This is a genomic window from Exiguobacterium sp. s78 (assembly GCF_018618985.1).
GTDB classification, from domain to species: Bacteria; Bacillota; Bacilli; order Exiguobacteriales; family Exiguobacteriaceae; genus Exiguobacterium_A; species Exiguobacterium_A abrahamii.
This window is the reverse complement of the sequence record NZ_JACSNB010000001.1, coordinates 1,643,685-1,662,429: the sequence shown is the minus strand read 5'-3', so window position 1 is coordinate 1,662,429 and position 18,745 is coordinate 1,643,685. Positions and strand designations below refer to the sequence as shown.

At 45.0% G+C, this 18,745-nt stretch carries 16 protein-coding genes; 15 read left to right on the top strand and 1 reads right to left on the bottom strand.

What is annotated here, in order from left to right:
- From arsA to KNQ18_RS08615, 10 genes are all read left to right on the top strand, one after another.
- Entirely contained in the window at positions 1-1,758 is a 1,758-nt protein-coding gene (gene arsA / locus KNQ18_RS08660) for an arsenical pump-driving ATPase (RefSeq protein WP_215084549.1), read from the top strand.
- Between the two features lie 5 nt (positions 1,759-1,763).
- Positions 1,764-2,042 (top strand): adhesin, encoded by a 279-nt coding sequence (locus tag KNQ18_RS08655; RefSeq protein WP_215084547.1) that lies wholly within the window; start codon positions 1,764-1,766, stop codon positions 2,040-2,042.
- Between the two features lie 32 nt (positions 2,043-2,074).
- Positions 2,075-3,379: an arsenic transporter gene (locus KNQ18_RS08650; protein ID WP_215084545.1), complete on the top strand. Its 1,305-nt coding sequence runs from the start codon at positions 2,075-2,077 to the stop codon at positions 3,377-3,379.
- A 19-nt stretch (positions 3,380-3,398) separates the two neighbouring features.
- Positions 3,399-5,057: an FAD-dependent oxidoreductase gene (locus tag KNQ18_RS08645; protein ID WP_215084543.1), complete on the top strand. Its 1,659-nt coding sequence runs from the start codon at positions 3,399-3,401 to the stop codon at positions 5,055-5,057.
- Positions 5,058-5,259: 202 nt separating this feature from the next.
- Positions 5,260-6,723, top strand: coding sequence for a SulP family inorganic anion transporter (locus KNQ18_RS08640; protein WP_215084843.1), 1,464 nt, complete (start codon positions 5,260-5,262; stop codon positions 6,721-6,723).
- Between the two features lie 19 nt (positions 6,724-6,742).
- A complete protein-coding gene (locus KNQ18_RS08635) occupies positions 6,743-7,162 on the top strand; it encodes a universal stress protein (RefSeq protein ID WP_214769394.1) in 420 nt (139 codons plus the stop codon).
- A gap of 126 nt (positions 7,163-7,288) precedes the next feature.
- A complete protein-coding gene (locus tag KNQ18_RS08630) occupies positions 7,289-7,621 on the top strand; it encodes a PadR family transcriptional regulator (RefSeq protein ID WP_215084541.1) in 333 nt (110 codons plus the stop codon).
- On the top strand, positions 7,611-8,138 hold the full coding sequence (locus KNQ18_RS08625; RefSeq protein WP_215084539.1) for a DUF2812 domain-containing protein: 528 nt from the start codon (positions 7,611-7,613) through the stop codon (positions 8,136-8,138). Before KNQ18_RS08630 ends, KNQ18_RS08625 begins: the two co-directional genes overlap by 11 nt.
- Before the next feature lie 203 nt (positions 8,139-8,341).
- Positions 8,342-9,556, top strand: a complete 1,215-nt coding sequence (locus KNQ18_RS08620; RefSeq protein ID WP_215084537.1) for a hypothetical protein — start codon at positions 8,342-8,344, stop codon at positions 9,554-9,556.
- An 18-nt stretch (positions 9,557-9,574) separates the two neighbouring features.
- Positions 9,575-10,192: a hypothetical protein gene (locus tag KNQ18_RS08615; protein WP_215084535.1), complete on the top strand. Its 618-nt coding sequence runs from the start codon at positions 9,575-9,577 to the stop codon at positions 10,190-10,192.
- A gap of 53 nt (positions 10,193-10,245) precedes the next feature.
- On the opposite strand, the gene KNQ18_RS08610 is transcribed toward KNQ18_RS08615, so the two are convergent.
- Positions 10,246-10,884 (bottom strand): SDR family oxidoreductase, encoded by a 639-nt coding sequence (locus tag KNQ18_RS08610; protein ID WP_215084533.1) that lies wholly within the window; start codon positions 10,882-10,884, stop codon positions 10,246-10,248.
- A 264-nt stretch (positions 10,885-11,148) separates the two neighbouring features.
- Here KNQ18_RS08610 and KNQ18_RS08605 point away from each other — a divergent pair, with 264 nt between their 5' ends.
- The 5 genes from KNQ18_RS08605 (at position 11,149) to KNQ18_RS08585 (ending at position 18,690) form a co-directional block, all read left to right on the top strand.
- Positions 11,149-11,979 (top strand): transporter substrate-binding domain-containing protein, encoded by an 831-nt coding sequence (locus KNQ18_RS08605; protein WP_215084530.1) that lies wholly within the window; start codon positions 11,149-11,151, stop codon positions 11,977-11,979.
- Entirely contained in the window at positions 11,972-12,769 is a 798-nt protein-coding gene (locus KNQ18_RS08600; protein WP_058705140.1) for a transporter substrate-binding domain-containing protein, read from the top strand. Before KNQ18_RS08605 ends, KNQ18_RS08600 begins: the two co-directional genes overlap by 8 nt.
- 102 nt (positions 12,770-12,871) lie before the next feature.
- A complete protein-coding gene (locus KNQ18_RS08595) occupies positions 12,872-13,150 on the top strand; it encodes a hypothetical protein (RefSeq protein ID WP_215084528.1) in 279 nt (92 codons plus the stop codon).
- 169 nt (positions 13,151-13,319) lie between these two features.
- Positions 13,320-15,524 (top strand): glycoside hydrolase family 3 N-terminal domain-containing protein, encoded by a 2,205-nt coding sequence (locus tag KNQ18_RS08590; protein ID WP_215084526.1) that lies wholly within the window; start codon positions 13,320-13,322, stop codon positions 15,522-15,524.
- Positions 15,484-18,690, top strand: a complete 3,207-nt coding sequence (locus tag KNQ18_RS08585) for a GH36-type glycosyl hydrolase domain-containing protein (protein ID WP_215084524.1) — start codon at positions 15,484-15,486, stop codon at positions 18,688-18,690. Before KNQ18_RS08590 ends, KNQ18_RS08585 begins: the two co-directional genes overlap by 41 nt.
- Positions 18,691-18,745 lie beyond the last annotated feature (55 nt).

Below are 18,745 nucleotides of genomic sequence, written 5' to 3'. Positions count from 1 at the left end.
ATGGAACCGCTAACGTTAGAAGGACTGCATTTGACGCGATATTTGTTTTTGACTGGCAAAGGTGGAGTTGGAAAGACGTCGACTGCCTCGCTTCTCGCGGTCGAACTTGCAGATACCGGAAAAGAAGTGTTGCTTGTCTCGACAGATCCGGCGAGTAATCTACAGGATGTCTTCAAAATGAAGCTAACAGAAGAACCGACCGCTGTTCCTGGTGTCGATCACTTACACGTTGCGAATTTTGATCCGGAACAAGCAGCTGAAGCATACAAAGAAACGGTCGTTGGTCCTTATCGGGGAATTTTACCGGATAACGCAATACGTTCCATGGAAGAACAATTATCTGGTGCCTGCACTGTCGAAATTGCGGCTTTTGATCAATTTACAGGATTACTGGCGGCGCCTGAAGCTGAAAAAACATATGACCATATCATCTTTGATACGGCACCGACGGGACATACATTACGTTTACTCAGTTTGCCGAATGCATGGAATGTTTATTTGGATGAAAATACGACGGGTACATCGTGTCTTGGTCCACTTGCGGGTTTAAATGAAAAAAAATCGCAGTATGAACAAGCAATGACACTATTGGAAAATCCGGCGGAGACAACGTTAATATTAGTCGCTCGGGCGGAACCCGTGACGCTGATGGAAGCGGCTCACGCATATAAGGAACTAAAAGCCATCGGCATTCAAAACGCACGTTTAGTCGTCAATGGTATATTGCCAATGACAGTCAGTCCAGATATGTATTATCAAGCTTTCTTACGTCGACAAAAAGAGGCGCTTGATACATTGCCAGCAATCTTTTTACATGATGTTCCAGTGTTTAGCTTACCTTATGCCACTTCGAGTTTGATTGGAGTCGATCAGCTTCGTAACTGGTTGAAAGAAACAAATTATCCAGATCTAACAGTAGAACGTAAGCAACTCGATCTACCCTCTTTATCTCATCTGGTCGAACAACTAGAAGTTGCCGGTCCCGGCGTCGTTATGACGATGGGGAAAGGCGGGGTAGGGAAAACGACAATGGCATCCATGCTTGCAATTTCCTTGTCAGAACGTGGACACGATGTTCTTTTGACGACAACAGATCCTGCTGCCCATCTTGAATTAACAATTGAAACAAACCAAAATCCACGTCTTGAGATCAGTAAAATTGATCCAAAGATCGAAATCAATCGTTATAGGGAACAAGTGTATGCAGCGGCAGGTAACCTAACAGAGGAAGCGCATGCTTTATTAGAGGAAGATTTGAAGTCTCCTTGTACGGAAGAAATTGCGGTCTTTCGTGCCTTTGCCGATACCGTTGCGCAAGCAAAGGATCGTTACGTCATCATTGATACGGCACCGACGGGTCATACGTTGCTATTACTTGATGCAACAGAAAGTTACCATCAAGAAATGGAACGGGCGACAGGTGAAGTACCAGAATCAATCAAAACATTGCTACCGCAACTACGAGACGAAAAGAAAACACATGTCATCATTACGACACTTGCAGAGGCAACACCCGTTTTTGAGGCCAATCGGTTACAAGAGGACTTACGACGCGCCGGAATTGAACCAATGGCATGGATTATCAATCAATCGTTCGCTGCAACGGCTACACGTGATCCGATTTTAAGTCATAAAGCAGAATCAGAACGTGTTTGGTTGGAAGAAGTCGTTCGTCTAAGTCGACAGTTGGCTGTCGTCGCATGGCAACCCCGACCGGTCTCAGGATACGAACAATTACTCACACTTTCGAAAGGATGAACACTATGCACATTACACCCGAAGCAGTTACGTACTTAAAAGAACAAGTCGAGCATGAACAAGCACCTGGCATCCGTTTATATCAAGCCGGACAAGGATGTTGTGGACCGAGTTTCGGACTTGGATTCGGTATAGGTGAAGACGGTGATCAAGTGAAAGACTTTGATGGCTTATTATTTGCGATTGATCGTGATTTGGAGAGCGTCAGTGAAAATATTACGCTTGTGTTGGAAGAAACACCTGAAGGACAGCAAATCGTTCTTCTTGGAGCATCAAATTGTTAATCGGTAAAAACGAAATTTAATACAGAAATGAAGTGAACGCATTGACCGGTACACATTTACTAGCGATCGGAATTTTTCTGATCACCTTATTCTTAATCATCAAACAACCGAAAGGACTCGGCATCGGTTACTCAGCGATGGGGATGGCGCTCGTTGCGCTATTGACGGGAGTCGTCAATCTCGATGATGTTTCAACTGTCTGGGGCATCATCTGGAATGCCACCTTTACGTTCATCGCTCTGATCATTATCTCATTGATTCTTGATGAGATTGGATTCTTCGAATGGGCGGCACTCCACATGGCACGCATCGCACGAGGTGGTGGTGTCAAACTATTCGTATATATGACATTGCTCGGTGCTGTCGTTGCGGCTTTATTTGCGAACGATGGGGCAGCCTTGATTCTGACACCGATCGTCCTCGCGATGGTTCGTCACTTGAAACTTCCGGATTATGTCGTGTTAGCCTACGTATTCGCTTCCGGATTCATTGCCGATACAGCAAGTTTACCGTTCGTCGTCTCGAACCTCGTCAATATCGTCTCAGCAGACTTCTTTAACATCGGATTTACGGAGTATGCGTCACGGATGGTATTCGTCAATCTCTTTTCTGTCGTAGGCAGTCTGATCGTCTTGTATCTCTATTTCCGAAAGAGTATCCCAAAGAATTACGATGTCGGGCAACTCGTCGCACCCGCGACAGCGATCAAGGACCAACGGATGTTCAAGTTATCTTGGTTCGTCCTCATCTTGCTGGTCGTCGGATACTTCACGAGTGACGTCATCGGCATTCCAGTCAGTCTTGTCGCTGGTATCATCGCTTTGTTCTTCTTATTGATGGCACGTCGTTCACCGAGCGTACCGACGAAAAAGGTCATCGGTGGTGCACCGTGGGCGATCGTCTTCTTCTCACTTGGCATGTACATCGTCGTCTACGGACTTCAAAATGCCGGGTTGACACAAGTTCTCGCTGACATCATTGATGGCTTTGCGACGAATTTAGCAGCCGCAACTTTTGGCATGGGCTTCTTGGCTGCCATCTTGTCGTCGATCATGAATAATATGCCGACCGTTATGATTGATGCGCTCGCGATTGATTTAAGTCAGGCAACCGGAACGATTCGAGAGGCGCTCATCTATGCGAATGTCATCGGATCTGATCTTGGACCGAAGATCACACCGATCGGAAGTCTAGCGACATTGCTTTGGTTGCACGTGCTTCGGACGAAAGGCGTGAAGATTGGTTGGGGTCAATACTTTAAGATCGGAACGATTCTGACGATCCCGACACTTGCGATCACATTACTTGGCTTGTATATCAGCTTGATACTTTATTGATTTCTAGGAGGAAACAGTTATGAAATTATTGATTATTGGCTCAGTGGCCGCGGGAACATCAGTAGGAGCAAAAGCACGTCGAAATAGTGAAGAGTTGCAAATCACGATTTATGATCGGGATCAGGACATCTCTTACTCAGGTTGTGGGATTCCCTACTTCGTTGGTGGCGAAATCGCTGACATTGATGAATTGACACCGCGAGATGCCGCTTTCTTTAAAAAACGGTATAACATCGATATTCATACACAACACGAAGTTGAATCGATTGATCATGCGACAAAAACAGCTACCATCGTCAATCTTAAGACAGGGGATCGATTCACGGACACATATGATACGTTAGTACTGGCAACCGGTGCTTCAAGTATCGTTCCACCACTTCCGGGAATCGAGCATGAGAATGCCTTTACGGTTCGAAATGTCCGCAATGCCGACGCGATCCGGTCCTACATTGATGCCCATGATCCGAAAACGGCAACGATCGTCGGCGGAGGATTCATCGGACTCGAGATGGCAGAGCAATTGACGTATCGCGGTATTCAAGTCACGCTCGTCGAACGCTTACCGCAAGTCATGCCGCCACTTGATCGCGATATGGCAGAACGTGTAGCGGATCATTTGAAAGATAAAGGGGTATCCCTTTTGCTTGGCGAATCCGTGACAGCGTTCAACGGAGAAGAACGTATTTCTGAGGTCGCGCTTGAGAGTGGAAAAACGATCGAGACGGATCTTGTCATTTTATCTGTTGGCGTCAAGCCGAACACCGATCTTGCGAAACAGATTGGTGTGGAGCTCGGTAAAACAGGGGCGATCGCAGTCAACCGTAAGATGCAGACGAATGTAGCCGATGTCTATGCAGTCGGCGATGTCGCAGAGAGTTTCTCCGTCATCACGGGTGAAGCACTTTATCGTCCGCTTGGTTCAACAGCGAACAAGATGGGACGGATTGCCGGTATGGTCATTACCGGAGAAGAAGCGGAGCACCGTGGTATTTTAGGGACAGGAATCTTTAAGGCGTTCGATTTGACTGTCGCTCAAACGGGGTTGACGGAAAAAGAAGCGCGTGAGTCAGGCTATGACATCGAAGTCTTGCATAACATCAAACCAGATCGTCCGGAATACATGGGCGGGAAAGAGATGACGATCAAAGCGATTGCCGATCGGGCAACAGGGCGAGTTCTCGGAGCCCAGATCGTAGGTCCGCAAGGTGTCGATAAACGGATTGATGTCCTAGCGACAGCGATTACCTTTAAGGCGAAAGCGGAAGACTTATTCCATCTCGACTTAGCTTACGCGCCACCGTTCGCGACGACGAAGGATCCCGTTCTCTATACGGGAATGGCACTCGATAATGCCATCAAAAAAACAGCGCGTTTGATGACACCGAACGAATTAATTGACCAAGTCGCGAATGGGAAGTCGTTCCAAATCATCGATACACGCTCGAAAGCACAATTTGAAAAAAATCATGTTGATGGAGCGATCCATATTCCGCTTGGTGAACTGCGGACACGCGCGAAGGAATTGGATCCGACGTTACCGACGATTGTCTACTGTAATAAAGGGGTAACCGGGAATGCTGCGCAAAATGTCTTGAAAAATCTTGGATTTACGGATGTATGCAACTTATCAGGTGGGAACAAGAACTATCAACATATCAAAAAGTGTCTATCATAATCACACATGATATAGCGTGAGAACTGCTGAATTTCAGCGTTCTCACGCTTTTTTTTATAAAGAAATATAAAAATTCAAACTAAAAACGTTCCTTTTTGGGAACGGTGGTGCTAGACTGTCGATAGACACAGACGATCTTTCATCCAAAGATGGATGGTTAAATCAATATAAAAAATACAGCTAGGAAAGGTGGAAAATGAGAGTGAAAGATAGTTTAAGAGAACAGTGGTTCTCAAATATTAGAGGTGACATGTTAGCGGGAATCGTTGTGGCGCTTGCTCTGATTCCTGAAGCAATCGCATTTTCAATCATTGCCGGGGTTGATCCAATGGTGGGATTGTATGCATCGTTTTGTATAGCCGTCATTATCGCATTCGTAGGTGGACGACCGGGGATGATTTCAGCTGCGACAGGAGCGATGGCGCTTCTGATGGTGCCACTTGTCAAAGAACATGGCGTCGAGTATTTATTAGCAGCGACAATATTGACCGGTGTCATTCAAATGATTTTTGGCGTATTGAAAGTAGCAAAAGTCATGCGTTTCATTCCAAGAGCAGTGATGATCGGATTCGTCAATGCATTAGCAATTTTGATTTTTATGGCTCAAGTCCCACATTTCATCGGAATCTCGACGATGACCTATGTATTCGTTGCCATTACATTGTTGATCGTCTATGTCGTGCCGCGTTTCTTCAAGGCGATTCCGGCTCCATTGATTGCCATCGTCGTCTTAACAGTAGTAGCTATCAACATGAATGCTGATTTGCGAACAGTCGGAGATTTAGGAGCAATTCAACGTTCTTTACCGTCCTTTTTCTTACCAAATGTTCCTTTGAATTTTGAGACCTTACGAATCATCTTCCCGTATGCATTGGCACTCGCGATCGTTGGATTATTGGAGTCACTATTGACAGCAACGATCGTCGACGACATGACAGGTACTGAAAGTGAGAAAAATCGTGAAGCACGTGGGCAAGGGATCGCGAACGTCATCACTGGATTCTTCGGTGGTATGGCGGGATGCGCGATGATCGGACAATCGGTCATCAATATAAAGTCAGGAGGACGTGGTCGATTATCAACGCTCGTCGCCGGTATCTTTTTAATGTTCTTGATTATTGTCCTCGGTGATCTAGTCGTTCAAATTCCGATGCCTGTCCTTGTCGGTATCATGATCATGGTATCAATCGGAACATTTGATTGGTCATCCTTTACGTATATCAAGAAAGCGCCAAAAGCAGATGCGTTTGTCATGCTTGCGACCGTCTTCATCGTTGTTGCTACGCATGATTTGTCCGTCGGTGTTATCGCAGGCGTCATTCTAAGCGCGTTGTTCTTTGTTGCGAAAGTATCAAAAATTAAGGTCACGCAACAAACGAAGCCGGCAAGAATCGTCTACAGCGTGAAAGGTCCATTATTTTTCGCATCGGTTGACCATTTCATTGCCTCCTTTGATTACGAAATTCAAAACGAAAAGATTTTGATTGATTTTGGGTCGACTCAAATTTGGGATGATTCTGGAGTAGGGGCGATCGACAAAGTGATGATTCGTCTGATGGCGAATCAAAATCATGTTGAAATTAGTGGATTGAATCCTGAAAGTAAAAAGCTAATCGATCGCCTTGCGATTCATAACGATCCGACCGCGAAGATGCCTATTCATTAAATACAAGGGAGTGAACGATATGTACGAACATATTCTATTAGCGGTTGATGGTTCAGAACATTCGGTCCGTGCGACCGAAGAAGCGATCAAAGTTGCTCGACTGAGTGAGAGAAGCAAAATTGAAGTCGTCTTCGTCGCTGATTATTCGAAGGTGAAAGATGATGTACTGCATACAGAAGGAAAAGAAGCGCTCGAAGTTGCCCGACGAAAAAAACTATCAGCGGTTGAAGAAAAACTGGAGGAAGCGAATGTTTCCTACTATGTGACGATTCTAAAAGGAGATCCGGGTCCGGCAATCGTTGACCATGCGAACAAACAGAAAGTTGATGTGACGATTATCGGCAGCAGGGGTTTAAATAGTTTGCAAGAGATGGTGCTTGGAAGTGTGAGTCATAAAATTGCAAAACGCGTGAAAAGCCCTGTCATGATTGTAAAATAAAGTACTACATCAAAAATATCTAGAGATTCTCTAGGTATTTTTTTTTCTTGTCATTTTACATGGAATAGGATATTTTTAGTATATCGGGAGACGATATAACGGAAGGCGTAATAAGGAAGTGGGAAAATGGCAAGAACAGTCCAGGAGACAGCATTAACAGAAGCCGTCTATTATATTTTACTGTCACTTCAACGACCCCGTCATGGCTATGGCATCATGCAATTCGTCCAGGAATTGAGCAACAACCGGGTCAAGTTAGCTGCTGGTACGTTGTACGGCGCACTCAGCAGTCTGGTCGATAAAGGGTGGATTGAAGCGATCGAGCAAGAAGCAGGGCGAAAGAAAGAGTACATCATGACGAATCAGGGGCGGGAGAGATTACAGGTAGAGCTAGATCGATTAAAAGAACTCGTGCGACATGGACAAGAAACGATGGGAGTGGATCAAGGTGAGCAGTAAAACGGTCTATCGCTTTTACGCTGATTATGTGAAAGAAGAAGTGTGGTTAAACGAGATGGCAAACAACGGCTGGTACTTACAGCAGTTTCGACTTGGACGTTATGTATTCATAAAAGGTGAACCTGGTATGTACACGTATCGAATTGAGTTATTAGAAAACATGCCAAAGCATCCGAAGTCGCAGGATTACTTTGCGTTTTTGGAAGAGATGGACATCGAAGTCGTGGATACATCGTTCCGCTGGGTCTTCTTAAGAAAACGGACCTCGGATGAACCATTTCATTTGTACTCGGACTTTGATTCACAGATCCATCACGAACACCGGATTTTGCAACTCTACAAAGTCGTTTTTTTGGTTAATATCATTGCAGTACTCATTAATTTGTTTAATCCGATTACCGACACGATGATCTGGTTCAATCTCGCAATCGTGACGGGTCTCTCATTCGTGATGCAACGCCACGAACGTAAAATTCAAACGTTACGTGGATTGCGTGCCATTGCGGAGCAAGATTAAAATAATATAACCTGATTTCAAAAATCCTCACGTCTCTAAATGAAACGTGAGGATTTTTTTAGTGGTTAGAGTTCAGGAGGATGTTGTAAAGTTGGTCAATTCGTCTAACAGTGTTGTAAGAAAGACGTAATACATCGATCAAACAGTGTATAACTAGGTAGAAATAACTGTTTAAATAAACAAGTCAAGGAGTCATGAATCGAATGGATAAGTCTATCCGTAAAAAGCGGATCTTTTTTAGTCTAGTGTTTTTTGTCAGTGGAAGTATCCTTTTAGCGACCTGGATGAAAGTGCAACAGGATCGCGCAAACGCAACTGTCATACCACGTTCTTCGATTACAGCCATCGATTTTAGTCCTCAACAAGACACCGTGATGTTGGTCTATCCAGGACAGGGACAAGGGAAAACGAATGATCCTGAACTTGCTTATAGTTCGATTGTCACGATCAACATGAAAGGACAGGTATTAAACGAACGTCAGGTCCATGATCCTGCAATCACGAACATGACGCTTGTGCAAAAACTGAGTACGCCGAATGTGTTGTATGCCTCTTCCGCAGGATATCCGAATCACTTCCATACATTCGATTTTACGAAACGACGGTTTGTTCAACATAATGTGACGTATTTCAAGCATGATCCCATGATGGAATCGATCAAACACTTTGGTCCGAATACATGGTTCAAGACGTTGAATTCATATAAAACCGGGACGCAGCGCTCGTCTCAAGGAACAGGATTCTCGCACACCTTTTCTAATTTTGATACGAAAGAAAACTATGAGACGCCTGCGCGATTCGAACCAGGAAACTCGATGATGATTGAATTAAAGCATCATTTAGCGTATGCCAGTATTGGTAGCGATCATGAACAAGAAGAAAAAGCAGCGATGATTTTTTTGGATAAGCGGACTGAAAAACCAGTCGTATATCGGAAAAGAGATGAACCATATGCATACTCAGCACTTTATGGAAAAGATGATACGGCATACTTCGCTAGTACGGATGGCTGGATGATTCGGATCAATGAGGCAGGTGAACAAACCGAGCAATATTATCCGTTTCTTCAGAATACGAATTTTGATAGTACCGATCCGATTCGAATGATTGATGCAACACAAGGGATTCAAGTCGTTCAACAATTTTCTCATGATAATCAAAATCGGGACCGCCATATCCTAGTCAAATGGTCGTTCGGTCAATCGTTCTCGGTCCAGAAAATCAAACCGAAATTTTGGAAAGCAGACAAATGGTACAAGTACTTATATATTCATCCCAAGACGAAAAAATCATACTTCATCGAATTTGATCCTGAACACCCGGATAAAGGGAAACTGCTCATTACGAATCAAAAGTATGAGTTGCTTCACGAGATGCCGGTTGAAGGACCGATTGGAATCGACTTTGTGATTGAGTGAGGCAGGGGGGAAGATGTTTTGAACCGTATCGAGCGATTTGAATTTGAATTTGAAGAAAAAGCGGGAGACCGACTTCCGTTGTTCACGTATCTAGAGCAACAGCTATCAGGTTGGTCTTCTTTACAAGATGATGAAGCGCGTGAGGGGAATTTTCACGTAAGTATGTGGATCAGTGGAGAGAAGATTTCCTGGTCTTATGATGTGCGAGAACGAGATGAAGCAACACAAGCATATCGGTTTAATATTTTCGTACAACGCTGGAAAAACATCTGGGAATGGGATCAGCAACGTCACTTGCTTAGTGGAAACGCATTTGGAATTCATCAAACACTAGCCGATTCTGTCAGGACATCTGTCAAGTCTGAAGCACATTTGGAATGGGCATTGAACGAGCTTGCTGGCTACGATGCGGAAGGACTACTCTTTTATTTTGGTCCCGGACCGTGGGACGACTTTCAAAAGGCGGATGATGAGCTGGATATGTTTCTCGAGTTCGATGAGATCAACACAAAAGAGAAGATGCGTACAGAAGGGCTGTATTTTGATCAAGATAGTCAGCGCTGGATCGACATTCCGGCGTCGTTACCCGTCATTGGTGAGACGATGCTCGTGATGTATCGCCAATTATACGAATGATTAATTTGATCAAAAAAGCTCACGTCTCGGAAATCGAGACGTGAGCTTTTGTATTAGAATAACTCGTTGATCGGTGTGTCACCTTCGAGTAGTGTGACGACTTGCTTCGACGCCTTGTCATGACCGATTGCTGCCAGAATGACGCGTGCGACATCCTCGCGCGGAATTTTTTTGGTTGCTTGTTCGGAAGGATCCGTCGTGACGTTTCCTGTGCCGGCTTCATCTGATAGTCCGCCTGGGCGAAGAATCGTGTAATTAAGTGACGATTCCTTCAGGACACGATCCGCGTAGCGTTTTGCAATGTAATACGGTTTCATGCTGTCGGACCATGTTTCCGGCGAATCGGCATTCAAGGCACTGACCATGATGAACTGTTTTGCATTGATTGCTTCCGCTGCTTCGATCGATTTGACGGCACCGTCGAAGTCGATCAGCATCGTCTTGTCCGCACCCGTGTGACCGCCGGATCCTGCCGTAAAGATGACGACATCTGATCCTTGTAATGCATCGGTGATCGTCGCGACGTCCGCTTCCAGATCGAGATGGACCGGGGTATAACCTAATTTCTCAAAATCACTGAACTGGTCCTTGGAACGTAATCCTACTTTGACATCGTGCTCCGAATCCTGCAGTAAGCGAGCAGCGTGACGACCTACTTTACCATTTGCACCAATGATGAAAATCTGACTCATGTTCCATTCCTCCATTTCACGATTTGATGATTCTGTTTCAGTATGGAAAAGACGAGGGGATTCTGTAAAGAGAGACGACTTGTAGAACTGTAACCGTCATCAAAACATCTTTTTAACGCTTTTATGCATAAAATCGTCAAATTATCTTGAAATCACGTGTAAGTGTGGTAGGATAATGACTATTACCCACACCGAAAATCATTTGGGTTAAATTGTAGCAATATTCGGTGAATGGGCAACGACGAAATAGAAAGGAGAGATACGATGAGAAAGAAACCATGGCTACTGGCAGGGCTTGTTTTGACAGGCGTTGCCGCTTGGATGATCTGGAATCAACAGACGGATGCCGAAGCACATGACATCTTCGAAGACCAAAAGCTGGTCGTCGGAACGACGGGGGATTATAAGCCCTTTACATACTGGAACGAGGAACGGAATCGTTATCAAGGCTTTGATATCGATGTCATCCAAGCGTTCGCAAAAGCAGCAAATCTTGACGTGACGTTCGTCAAGACGACATGGCCGACATTATCGGAGGATACGAAATCAGGAAAGTTTGATATCGCTGTCGGTGGCATCACGAAGAAAGTCGAGCGCGAGGTCGTCGGAGATTTTACATCGTCGTATTTCTCCTTTCAAAAAGCACCGCTCGTAAAGAAGAAAGATGTCGAACGCTTGAATTCGCTCGCTGCAATCAATGATCCAGCAGTCAAAATCGGTGTCAATCCGGGTGGAACGAACGAAGCGTTCGTGAAGAAGCATTTTCCGAAGGCAGATGTGACCGTCTTTGAGAACAACTTGGATATTCCAAAAGCCGTTCAAAGTGGACAAGTCGATGTCATGGTGACGGACGACATCGAGGCGTTGCATTACGCGACAGAACTCGATCTTGCGGTGCCGAAACTGACAGAGGCATGGGAACCAGCTGAGATGGCGTATTTGATGAAACCGGACCAAAAACAGCTTGGAGACGTTTTCCGAGTCTGGATTGAAAGTGCAGAAGGGCAAGAACAGGTTGAACAACTAAAGAAAAAATGGAACATCGTCTCGACTCGTGAGACGGTCGGAGCGAAAGGAGCGGGAGCACATGAGTAAATGGGGATGGATCGTCGTCGGAGGTGGCGTCCTGTTTGCGAGCTTACTGACGCTATGGCAATCGGAGCAACCACGACGTGTACAAGCGAAGAATGTCTTTGCGACGAAAAAAATCGTCGTCGGAACGACTGGGGATTACAAACCATTCACGTACTTGAACCGGAAGACGAACGAGTACGAAGGATTCGATATCGAAGTGATCCGTTCTTTCGCGAAGACGACCGGTATCGATGTCGAATTCGTCCCGACAACATGGCCGACGCTATCTGCTGATCTTGCTAGCGGGAAATTCGATATGGTCGTCGGGGGTGTGACGAAAAACATCGAGCGCGAGATCATCGGCGACTTCACGTCGAGTTATCTGTCGTTCCAAAAGACACCGCTCGTCCGTAAAGAAGATGCTAAACGCCTTGCTTCGATCGAACAAATCAATCGTCCAGACGTGACGATTGGTCTAAATCCAGGGGGAACGAATGAACAGTTCGTCCGTAAGACGTTCACGAAGGCGAACATCGTCATGTATGAACAAAATCTCGACATCCCGCACGCGGTTGCATCGGGCGAAGTCGATGTTATGATCACCGATACGGTCGAGGCGATTCATTATGAAGCGCTCGACAAGCGACTCGCAGCACCAAGAATTCAAGAAAAATGGATTCCGGCGGAGAAGAGTTACCTCGTTCGAGAGTCGGAAGGGGACGTTGTTGATGTCTTCAATCTGTGGATGCAATCGCACGAAGGTCAAGAAGAGATGGAGCAATTAAAAGAAAAATGGCAAGTGGCGTCTTAAGTGGATCGTGTCTCCTGACAGCAGGAGGCACGATTTTTTCGTAACAGGAATCTAGTGGGAAAGGGCGAACAAGTAGATAGAAGCAAATTAGGAGGAATCAATATGTTGAAAAACGTGTCAGCGAGACAATGGCTCATCATGACCGTTCTTTTTGCTGGTATCACTTACACATGGATTGTCATCGGAGAGTCATGGATTAATCCTACGTTGTTATTCGGAGGGGCGCTTATATTTACAAGTGGTGCAGTGCTCTCATTTAGTCTCGCGTTAGCCCGAGTCGTTCGATTAACAGGAATCGGATTAACGATGATGCTGGTGTCAATCGGTACGACGCTTGTAGCGTCTGTTGGTGTCGTATATGGCATTTATATTTGGTCATAAAGAATCTAAACAAAGTAAGAACTCTTTTCTGAAAAGGAAGAGTTCTTACTTTTATTCATTTTATCGAAACGTTTCGAAAGAAAGGTTGAAGATTTTTATGAAAGCGCTTATAATTTTGATTAACAAGTGAAACGTTTCGATAAATTTAAGGGATAAGAGGTGCTGATAGATGAACGTTGAAGCTTTACTACAGCAAATGACGCTACAGGAAAAAATCGGACAGCTCGTTCAAATTCTTCCTTCTGTCTATGATCCACAGACATCTGATACTGTGACTGGACCAGTGGCTCAACTAATGGAGGAAAGTGGTCTGACAGAGGATAACCGTTATGAATTAGGATCTGTCATTGGAATTCATCAAGCAGAACAGGCATTTCGCATTCAGCAAAATTATTTAAAACATAATCGATTAGGAATTCCACTATTGTTCATGGCGGATATCGTTCATGGTCATCGAACGATTTATCCAGTTCCGTTGGCGCTTGCTTCTATGTGGGATAGTGACGAAGTGGAAATGATGGCACGTCAATCTGCTATCGAAGCAACAGCTTCGGGACTGCATGTTACTTTTTCGCCAATGGTGGATCTTGTACGTGATGCGCGCTGGGGGCGTGTCATGGAATCGACAGGTGAGGATGTTTGGCTCAATGGAGAATATGCGGCAGCCTTCGTACGTGGTTATCAATCAAAGGATTTAAAACAAGCTGATTCTTTAGCAGCTTGCGTCAAGCATTTTGCGGCTTACGGTGCCGCTGAAGGTGGTCGTGATTACAATACGGTTGATATGTCGGATCGTGAATTACGAGAGTTTTATTTACCGGCTTATCTACGGGCAATCGAAGCGGGTGCCCGACTCATCATGACAAGCTTCAACGTCGTTGATGGTGTTCCCGCAACAGCTAGTACGTATCTGTTACGCCAAATTCTTCGAAAAGAGTGGGAGTTTGACGGGGTCACGATTTCGGATTGGTCTTCTATTAAGGAATTAATCCAGCATGGTGTCGCGGGTTCTCTTGCTGAAGCTGGAGAAAAAGGAATCAAAGCGGGCGTCGATATCGATATGATGTCAGGTGCTTACTTAAATCATTTGGAACAACAGATCGATGATCAAGTCGTTTCGATGGACTTATTAGACGAAGCAGTACGCAGAATACTTATGTTAAAGCAAGATCTTGGGTTGTTTGAAGATCCTTATCGTGGCATTGATCCCGAACTTGAGAAAAGAGTCCACTTATCTGAAGGTCATCGGAATACGGCACGGCGTTTAGCTGAAAAAAGTTGTGTCTTACTGAAAAATGATCAAGTGCTGCCATTAGCAGACGATCAGCGGATCGCGTTGATTGGACCGTTTGCTGCTTCAACGGACGTACTTGGTCCATGGGCAGGCAACGGAAAACGTGAAGAAGCGGTTTCCATTCGAGAGGCGTTTGATGAAGCGAACATTGATTATGTTTTTGCAGAAGGATCAACGATTGATACGGAAATTGACTGGGATTGGGCGATGGAAGTAGCGGCGCAAGCAGATGTGATTCTTATAGCTTTAGGTGAAGCGTCTTGGATGAGTGGAGAAGCTGGAAGTCGAACGGATATCCGTTTGCCGAAAACACAACGCGATGGATTGGCAAGACTTGCGACACTTGGAAAACCGATCGTGACCTTGCTATTCAACGGGCGACCACTCGATCTTAGAGATGTCGTTAATCATTCCGATGCAGTGCTTGAAGCATGGTATCCGGGAACAGAGTCAGGACGAGCGATTCACCGTTTACTGTATGGTCATGTGATTCCTTCTGGAAAACTAACGATTTCATTTCCGTATCATGTCGGTCAGTTGCCATTACGTTACGATGCCTTACCGACGGGTCGACCAATGACGATCGAAGGCGCTGATCCACGCTATACAAGCAAATACCTGGACGCTCCAAATGAAGCGTTATTTCCATTTGGTTTTGGATTAAGTTATAGCCATTTTAACTATACGCAGTTAAGGCTATATGAGCAGCCGGAGGGAACTGCATGGGAAGCATCCGTTATTGTTACGAACGAAGGCACATTAGAAGCGGAAGAAATCGTTCAATGGTATGTGCAAGACCCGGTTGCTGATGTGTCACGTCCCTTACGTCAATTAAAAGGATATGAACGCGTTCTTGTGAAAGCCGGTTCCAGTCGAGAAGTGACATTCCGTATCGATGCTTCGATGTTGATGTATCAACATCCGGACGGTTCGGTTAAAGCGGATGCTGGTGAATTCATTCTCTATGTTGGTACGGATAGTACATGTGCATTACATGAAAAATTTTGGTTGAAACAGACTGTTGAAAAGGGGCAATTTGATGAACACATTAACGACCATTCCACATCTACGACACGATGAATTTAGTGTGACACTGACTGAAGGCGGCGACATTCGTCAAATCCGTTACCAAGGTATCATGATCAATCAATTGATTCATCATCCGTTTGATGAATCCTTGATGAATGTATATGTTCGTCATGGTTCCAGTGTGGCCTTACCGTTACTTGGTATCCATTCGCCTAGTAAACTAGCAATATCTGAGCGTACGATCAGCTGGAAAGGTGACTACGAAACATTCGGATACGAGGTCGTCGCAAGTCTTCACACGACTGGAATGCATTTTAAAGTCTCACTCATTGGGGAAGGAGAATTTGACGTAACCTATACACAGGATTTAGGACTGGCTGACGAAGCCGGTGTACGTACGAATGAAGCATATATGGCACAGTACATTGACTACTTCGCGATCGAGCATGGGATATTGGCTCGACAAAACCAGCGACAGTCGACAGGCTTTCCGAGCGTTGCGATTCTTTCGCATGATCGAATCGAAGAGTTTGCGACGGATGGTTTCGATGTGTATGGTGCGTCATTTCGGCAAACGAATGTAGCAGAGGGATTAAATGCACACTTACCCTCTCGAATAAATCAGTATGAGTTCGCATTACCGACGATTCGAACAGCTGTCAAAGAATCAGCTGGAGAGCTATCTTTCCAATTTGAGCTACGGTTCATTCCTTCGATGGAAGAAGCACTTGATGAACAATCGATTGATCAATTTATACCTTTATATGAGCGTGAGGAGGAACGGAAGGGACATCACCGTACGGCTTTTTTACAAACACCAAAGACGATTGTCGGGAATACAGCGACGAAACAACAACTCGACGGTTTGTATCCGGAACGGTTGCTTGAAGAATGGGAAGGAACACAGTTGTTGTCCTTCTTTACACCTAATGGTCATCATGTTGTTCTAAAAGAAAAGGAACTTCTTGTTGAACGTAGTCATGCAAGCATCTTATTAAATGCGGGAAGTTTAGCGCCAACAGAAAAGAAATTGGCGACAACAGTCCATATGAATGGTGTCTTTAATTCGCACATCGTATATGGGAATACGAATTACAACAAGTGGATGTCGAACGTCAGAAATCCTTTGAACATCCCTAAAACATCTGGGCAACGCATATACATCGAGCAAAAGGAAGCCTATCAATTATTAGCGTTACCTTCGATTTTTGAAATGGGATGGAACGAAGTAATCTGGTACTACTTCTTAGATGACGAGACGATTGAAGTCCGCACGTCAATTGGTGCTGAGCGACCTGTGCTTGAGACGACGGTTAAGACGCGATATCCGCGTGCGATGAAAATCAGTCAGCAAGTGACGATGCACACACAAGAATATGATGTGCCGTTTCAAATGGAACGGGTAGGAGCACGCCTTCATTTTACGGCAACTAAAGAATCATTGAGCAAACGTATTCTACCTGATTTGACATACACGCTTGAAATGGATCAGCCTTTTTCAACGGGCTCCACATCTGAATGGTTAACTCAGCCAATCGTAGACGATTTGGTATGGTTATCTGTCGGAGCGACCGATCATCTTGTTATGAGAATGGGTGCAGGAATGCAGTGTGAATTCAATGCTGACGAAGAACGGAAGTCCTTCAATCAATGGAAGGCTGCTTATCGAAAAAACCTCAAATTTGAAGACGTCTGGCAGGACGCGAATGCTCTACAGTTTCAAGTAGACTGGTACATCCAAAACATGCGGATTCATTACCAATCACCGCACGGCTTAGAGCAATACGGTGGTGCTGCATGGGGAACACGCGACGTATCGCAAGGTCCGATGGAATTTTTACTGGCGTTCGGTCATTTTGAAGAAGCTCGCGCATTACTGCTTCAGATTTTTTCACATCAATTCGAGGCAGGACATTGGCCACAATGGTTCATGTTTGATGAATATGCTGGTATCCAGCAGGAGGATAGCCATGGTGATGTGATTGTCTGGCCACTGAAGGCATGCGCAGATTATCTTCAGCGAACACACGATTGGGCATGTCTCGATGAACTGCTTCCATATCGAACCGAGACCGGTCAGGAAACACTAAAACAATCGCTCATGCATCATGTGGAACGAGCGTGTGCACGGATTGAAAAGGATTTCGTACCGAACAGTGTCTTTTCCGCATACGGCGGAGGAGATTGGGACGATACGTTACAACCAGCAGATGATGCGTTAAAGAAAAAATTAATCAGTACTTGGACGGTAGCGTTGACATTTCAAACATTCCGTACGTTAGCAAACGAGTTACCACAATCGTCATTAAGCATGCGATTAGCGGAACTAGCTACTACCATCGAACAATCCTTCCAGTCAGACATGATTCTGGACGGGGTCATCCCTGGATTTTTACGAGTCGAAGAAGATGGATATCATCCAATGATTCATCCCACAGATGATGGACTACCAATGAAATATCGTTTGTTACCGCTGACCCGTAGTATCATCGGAGAACTCGTTACACCAGAACAAGCTATGCAAAACTTAAAGATCATTGAAGAACATTTAAAGTTCCCGGATGGTGTGCGTTTGATGGACCGACCAGCACAATATCGTGGTGGTGTGAGTCGTCATTTCATGCGGGCAGAACAAGCTGCTAATGTCGGTCGTGAAATTGGGCTGCAGTACGTGCATGCCCATATTCGTTACATTGAAGCACTGGCGAAAATCGGAGCTGATGAAAAGAGCATAACGGAAGCATTTGACGTCATTAATCCTGTGGATCTAAAAGTGCCGAAAGCAGTCCACCGTCAGAGAAATGCGTATTTCAGTAGCTCGGATGCTGCGTTTACGACGCGTTACGAAGCGCAAGAACGTTGGAACGAATTGAAAGAAGGTAAGATTCCGGTTAAAGGGGGATGGCGAATTTACTCGAGTGGACCAGGTATTTGGCTGAATCAATTAATGACGAACGTCTTAGGGATTCGAGAGCGTTCAGATGGACTAGTTCTTGATCCAGTCATAACCGGAACTATCCAGATGGACCTATTCGATATCCCTTGTCGTATTCGAATCACACGGGGTGAACAAAGACGCATTTTATGGAATGGAGAACTGCTCAATCTTTCAAATCAATCCAATCGTTATCGTCAAGGTGGTTATCTATTGCAACGTGAGGCGTTAAACACGATACTTCCAAGTGGAAACGAACTGCAAATCGAGCTTCCGCTCTAAAGTAGGACAGGATGACTTCGCGGAAGTCGTCCTGTCCTTTAGCATATGAGAAATG

Bases quoted from the DNA above. Each gene is read 5' to 3' on its own strand.
- arsA (WP_215084549.1), top strand. From the start codon at position 1: ATGGAACCGCTAACGTTAGAAGGACTGCATTTGACGCGATATTTGTTT.
- KNQ18_RS08655 (WP_215084547.1), top strand. From the start codon at position 1,764: ATGCACATTACACCCGAAGCAGTTACGTACTTAAAAGAACAAGTCGAG.
- KNQ18_RS08645 (WP_215084543.1), top strand. From the start codon at position 3,399: ATGAAATTATTGATTATTGGCTCAGTGGCCGCGGGAACATCAGTAGGA.
- KNQ18_RS08635 (WP_214769394.1), top strand. From the start codon at position 6,743: ATGTACGAACATATTCTATTAGCGGTTGATGGTTCAGAACATTCGGTC.
- KNQ18_RS08630 (WP_215084541.1), top strand. From the start codon at position 7,289: ATGGCAAGAACAGTCCAGGAGACAGCATTAACAGAAGCCGTCTATTAT.
- KNQ18_RS08620 (WP_215084537.1), top strand. From the start codon at position 8,342: ATGGATAAGTCTATCCGTAAAAAGCGGATCTTTTTTAGTCTAGTGTTT.
- KNQ18_RS08610 (WP_215084533.1), bottom strand. From the start codon at position 10,884: ATGAGTCAGATTTTCATCATTGGTGCAAATGGTAAAGTAGGTCGTCAC.
- KNQ18_RS08605 (WP_215084530.1), top strand. From the start codon at position 11,149: ATGAGAAAGAAACCATGGCTACTGGCAGGGCTTGTTTTGACAGGCGTT.
- KNQ18_RS08600 (WP_058705140.1), top strand. From the start codon at position 11,972: ATGAGTAAATGGGGATGGATCGTCGTCGGAGGTGGCGTCCTGTTTGCG.
- KNQ18_RS08595 (WP_215084528.1), top strand. From the start codon at position 12,872: ATGTTGAAAAACGTGTCAGCGAGACAATGGCTCATCATGACCGTTCTT.
- KNQ18_RS08590 (WP_215084526.1), top strand. From the start codon at position 13,320: ATGAACGTTGAAGCTTTACTACAGCAAATGACGCTACAGGAAAAAATC.
- KNQ18_RS08585 (WP_215084524.1), top strand. From the start codon at position 15,484: ATGAACACATTAACGACCATTCCACATCTACGACACGATGAATTTAGT.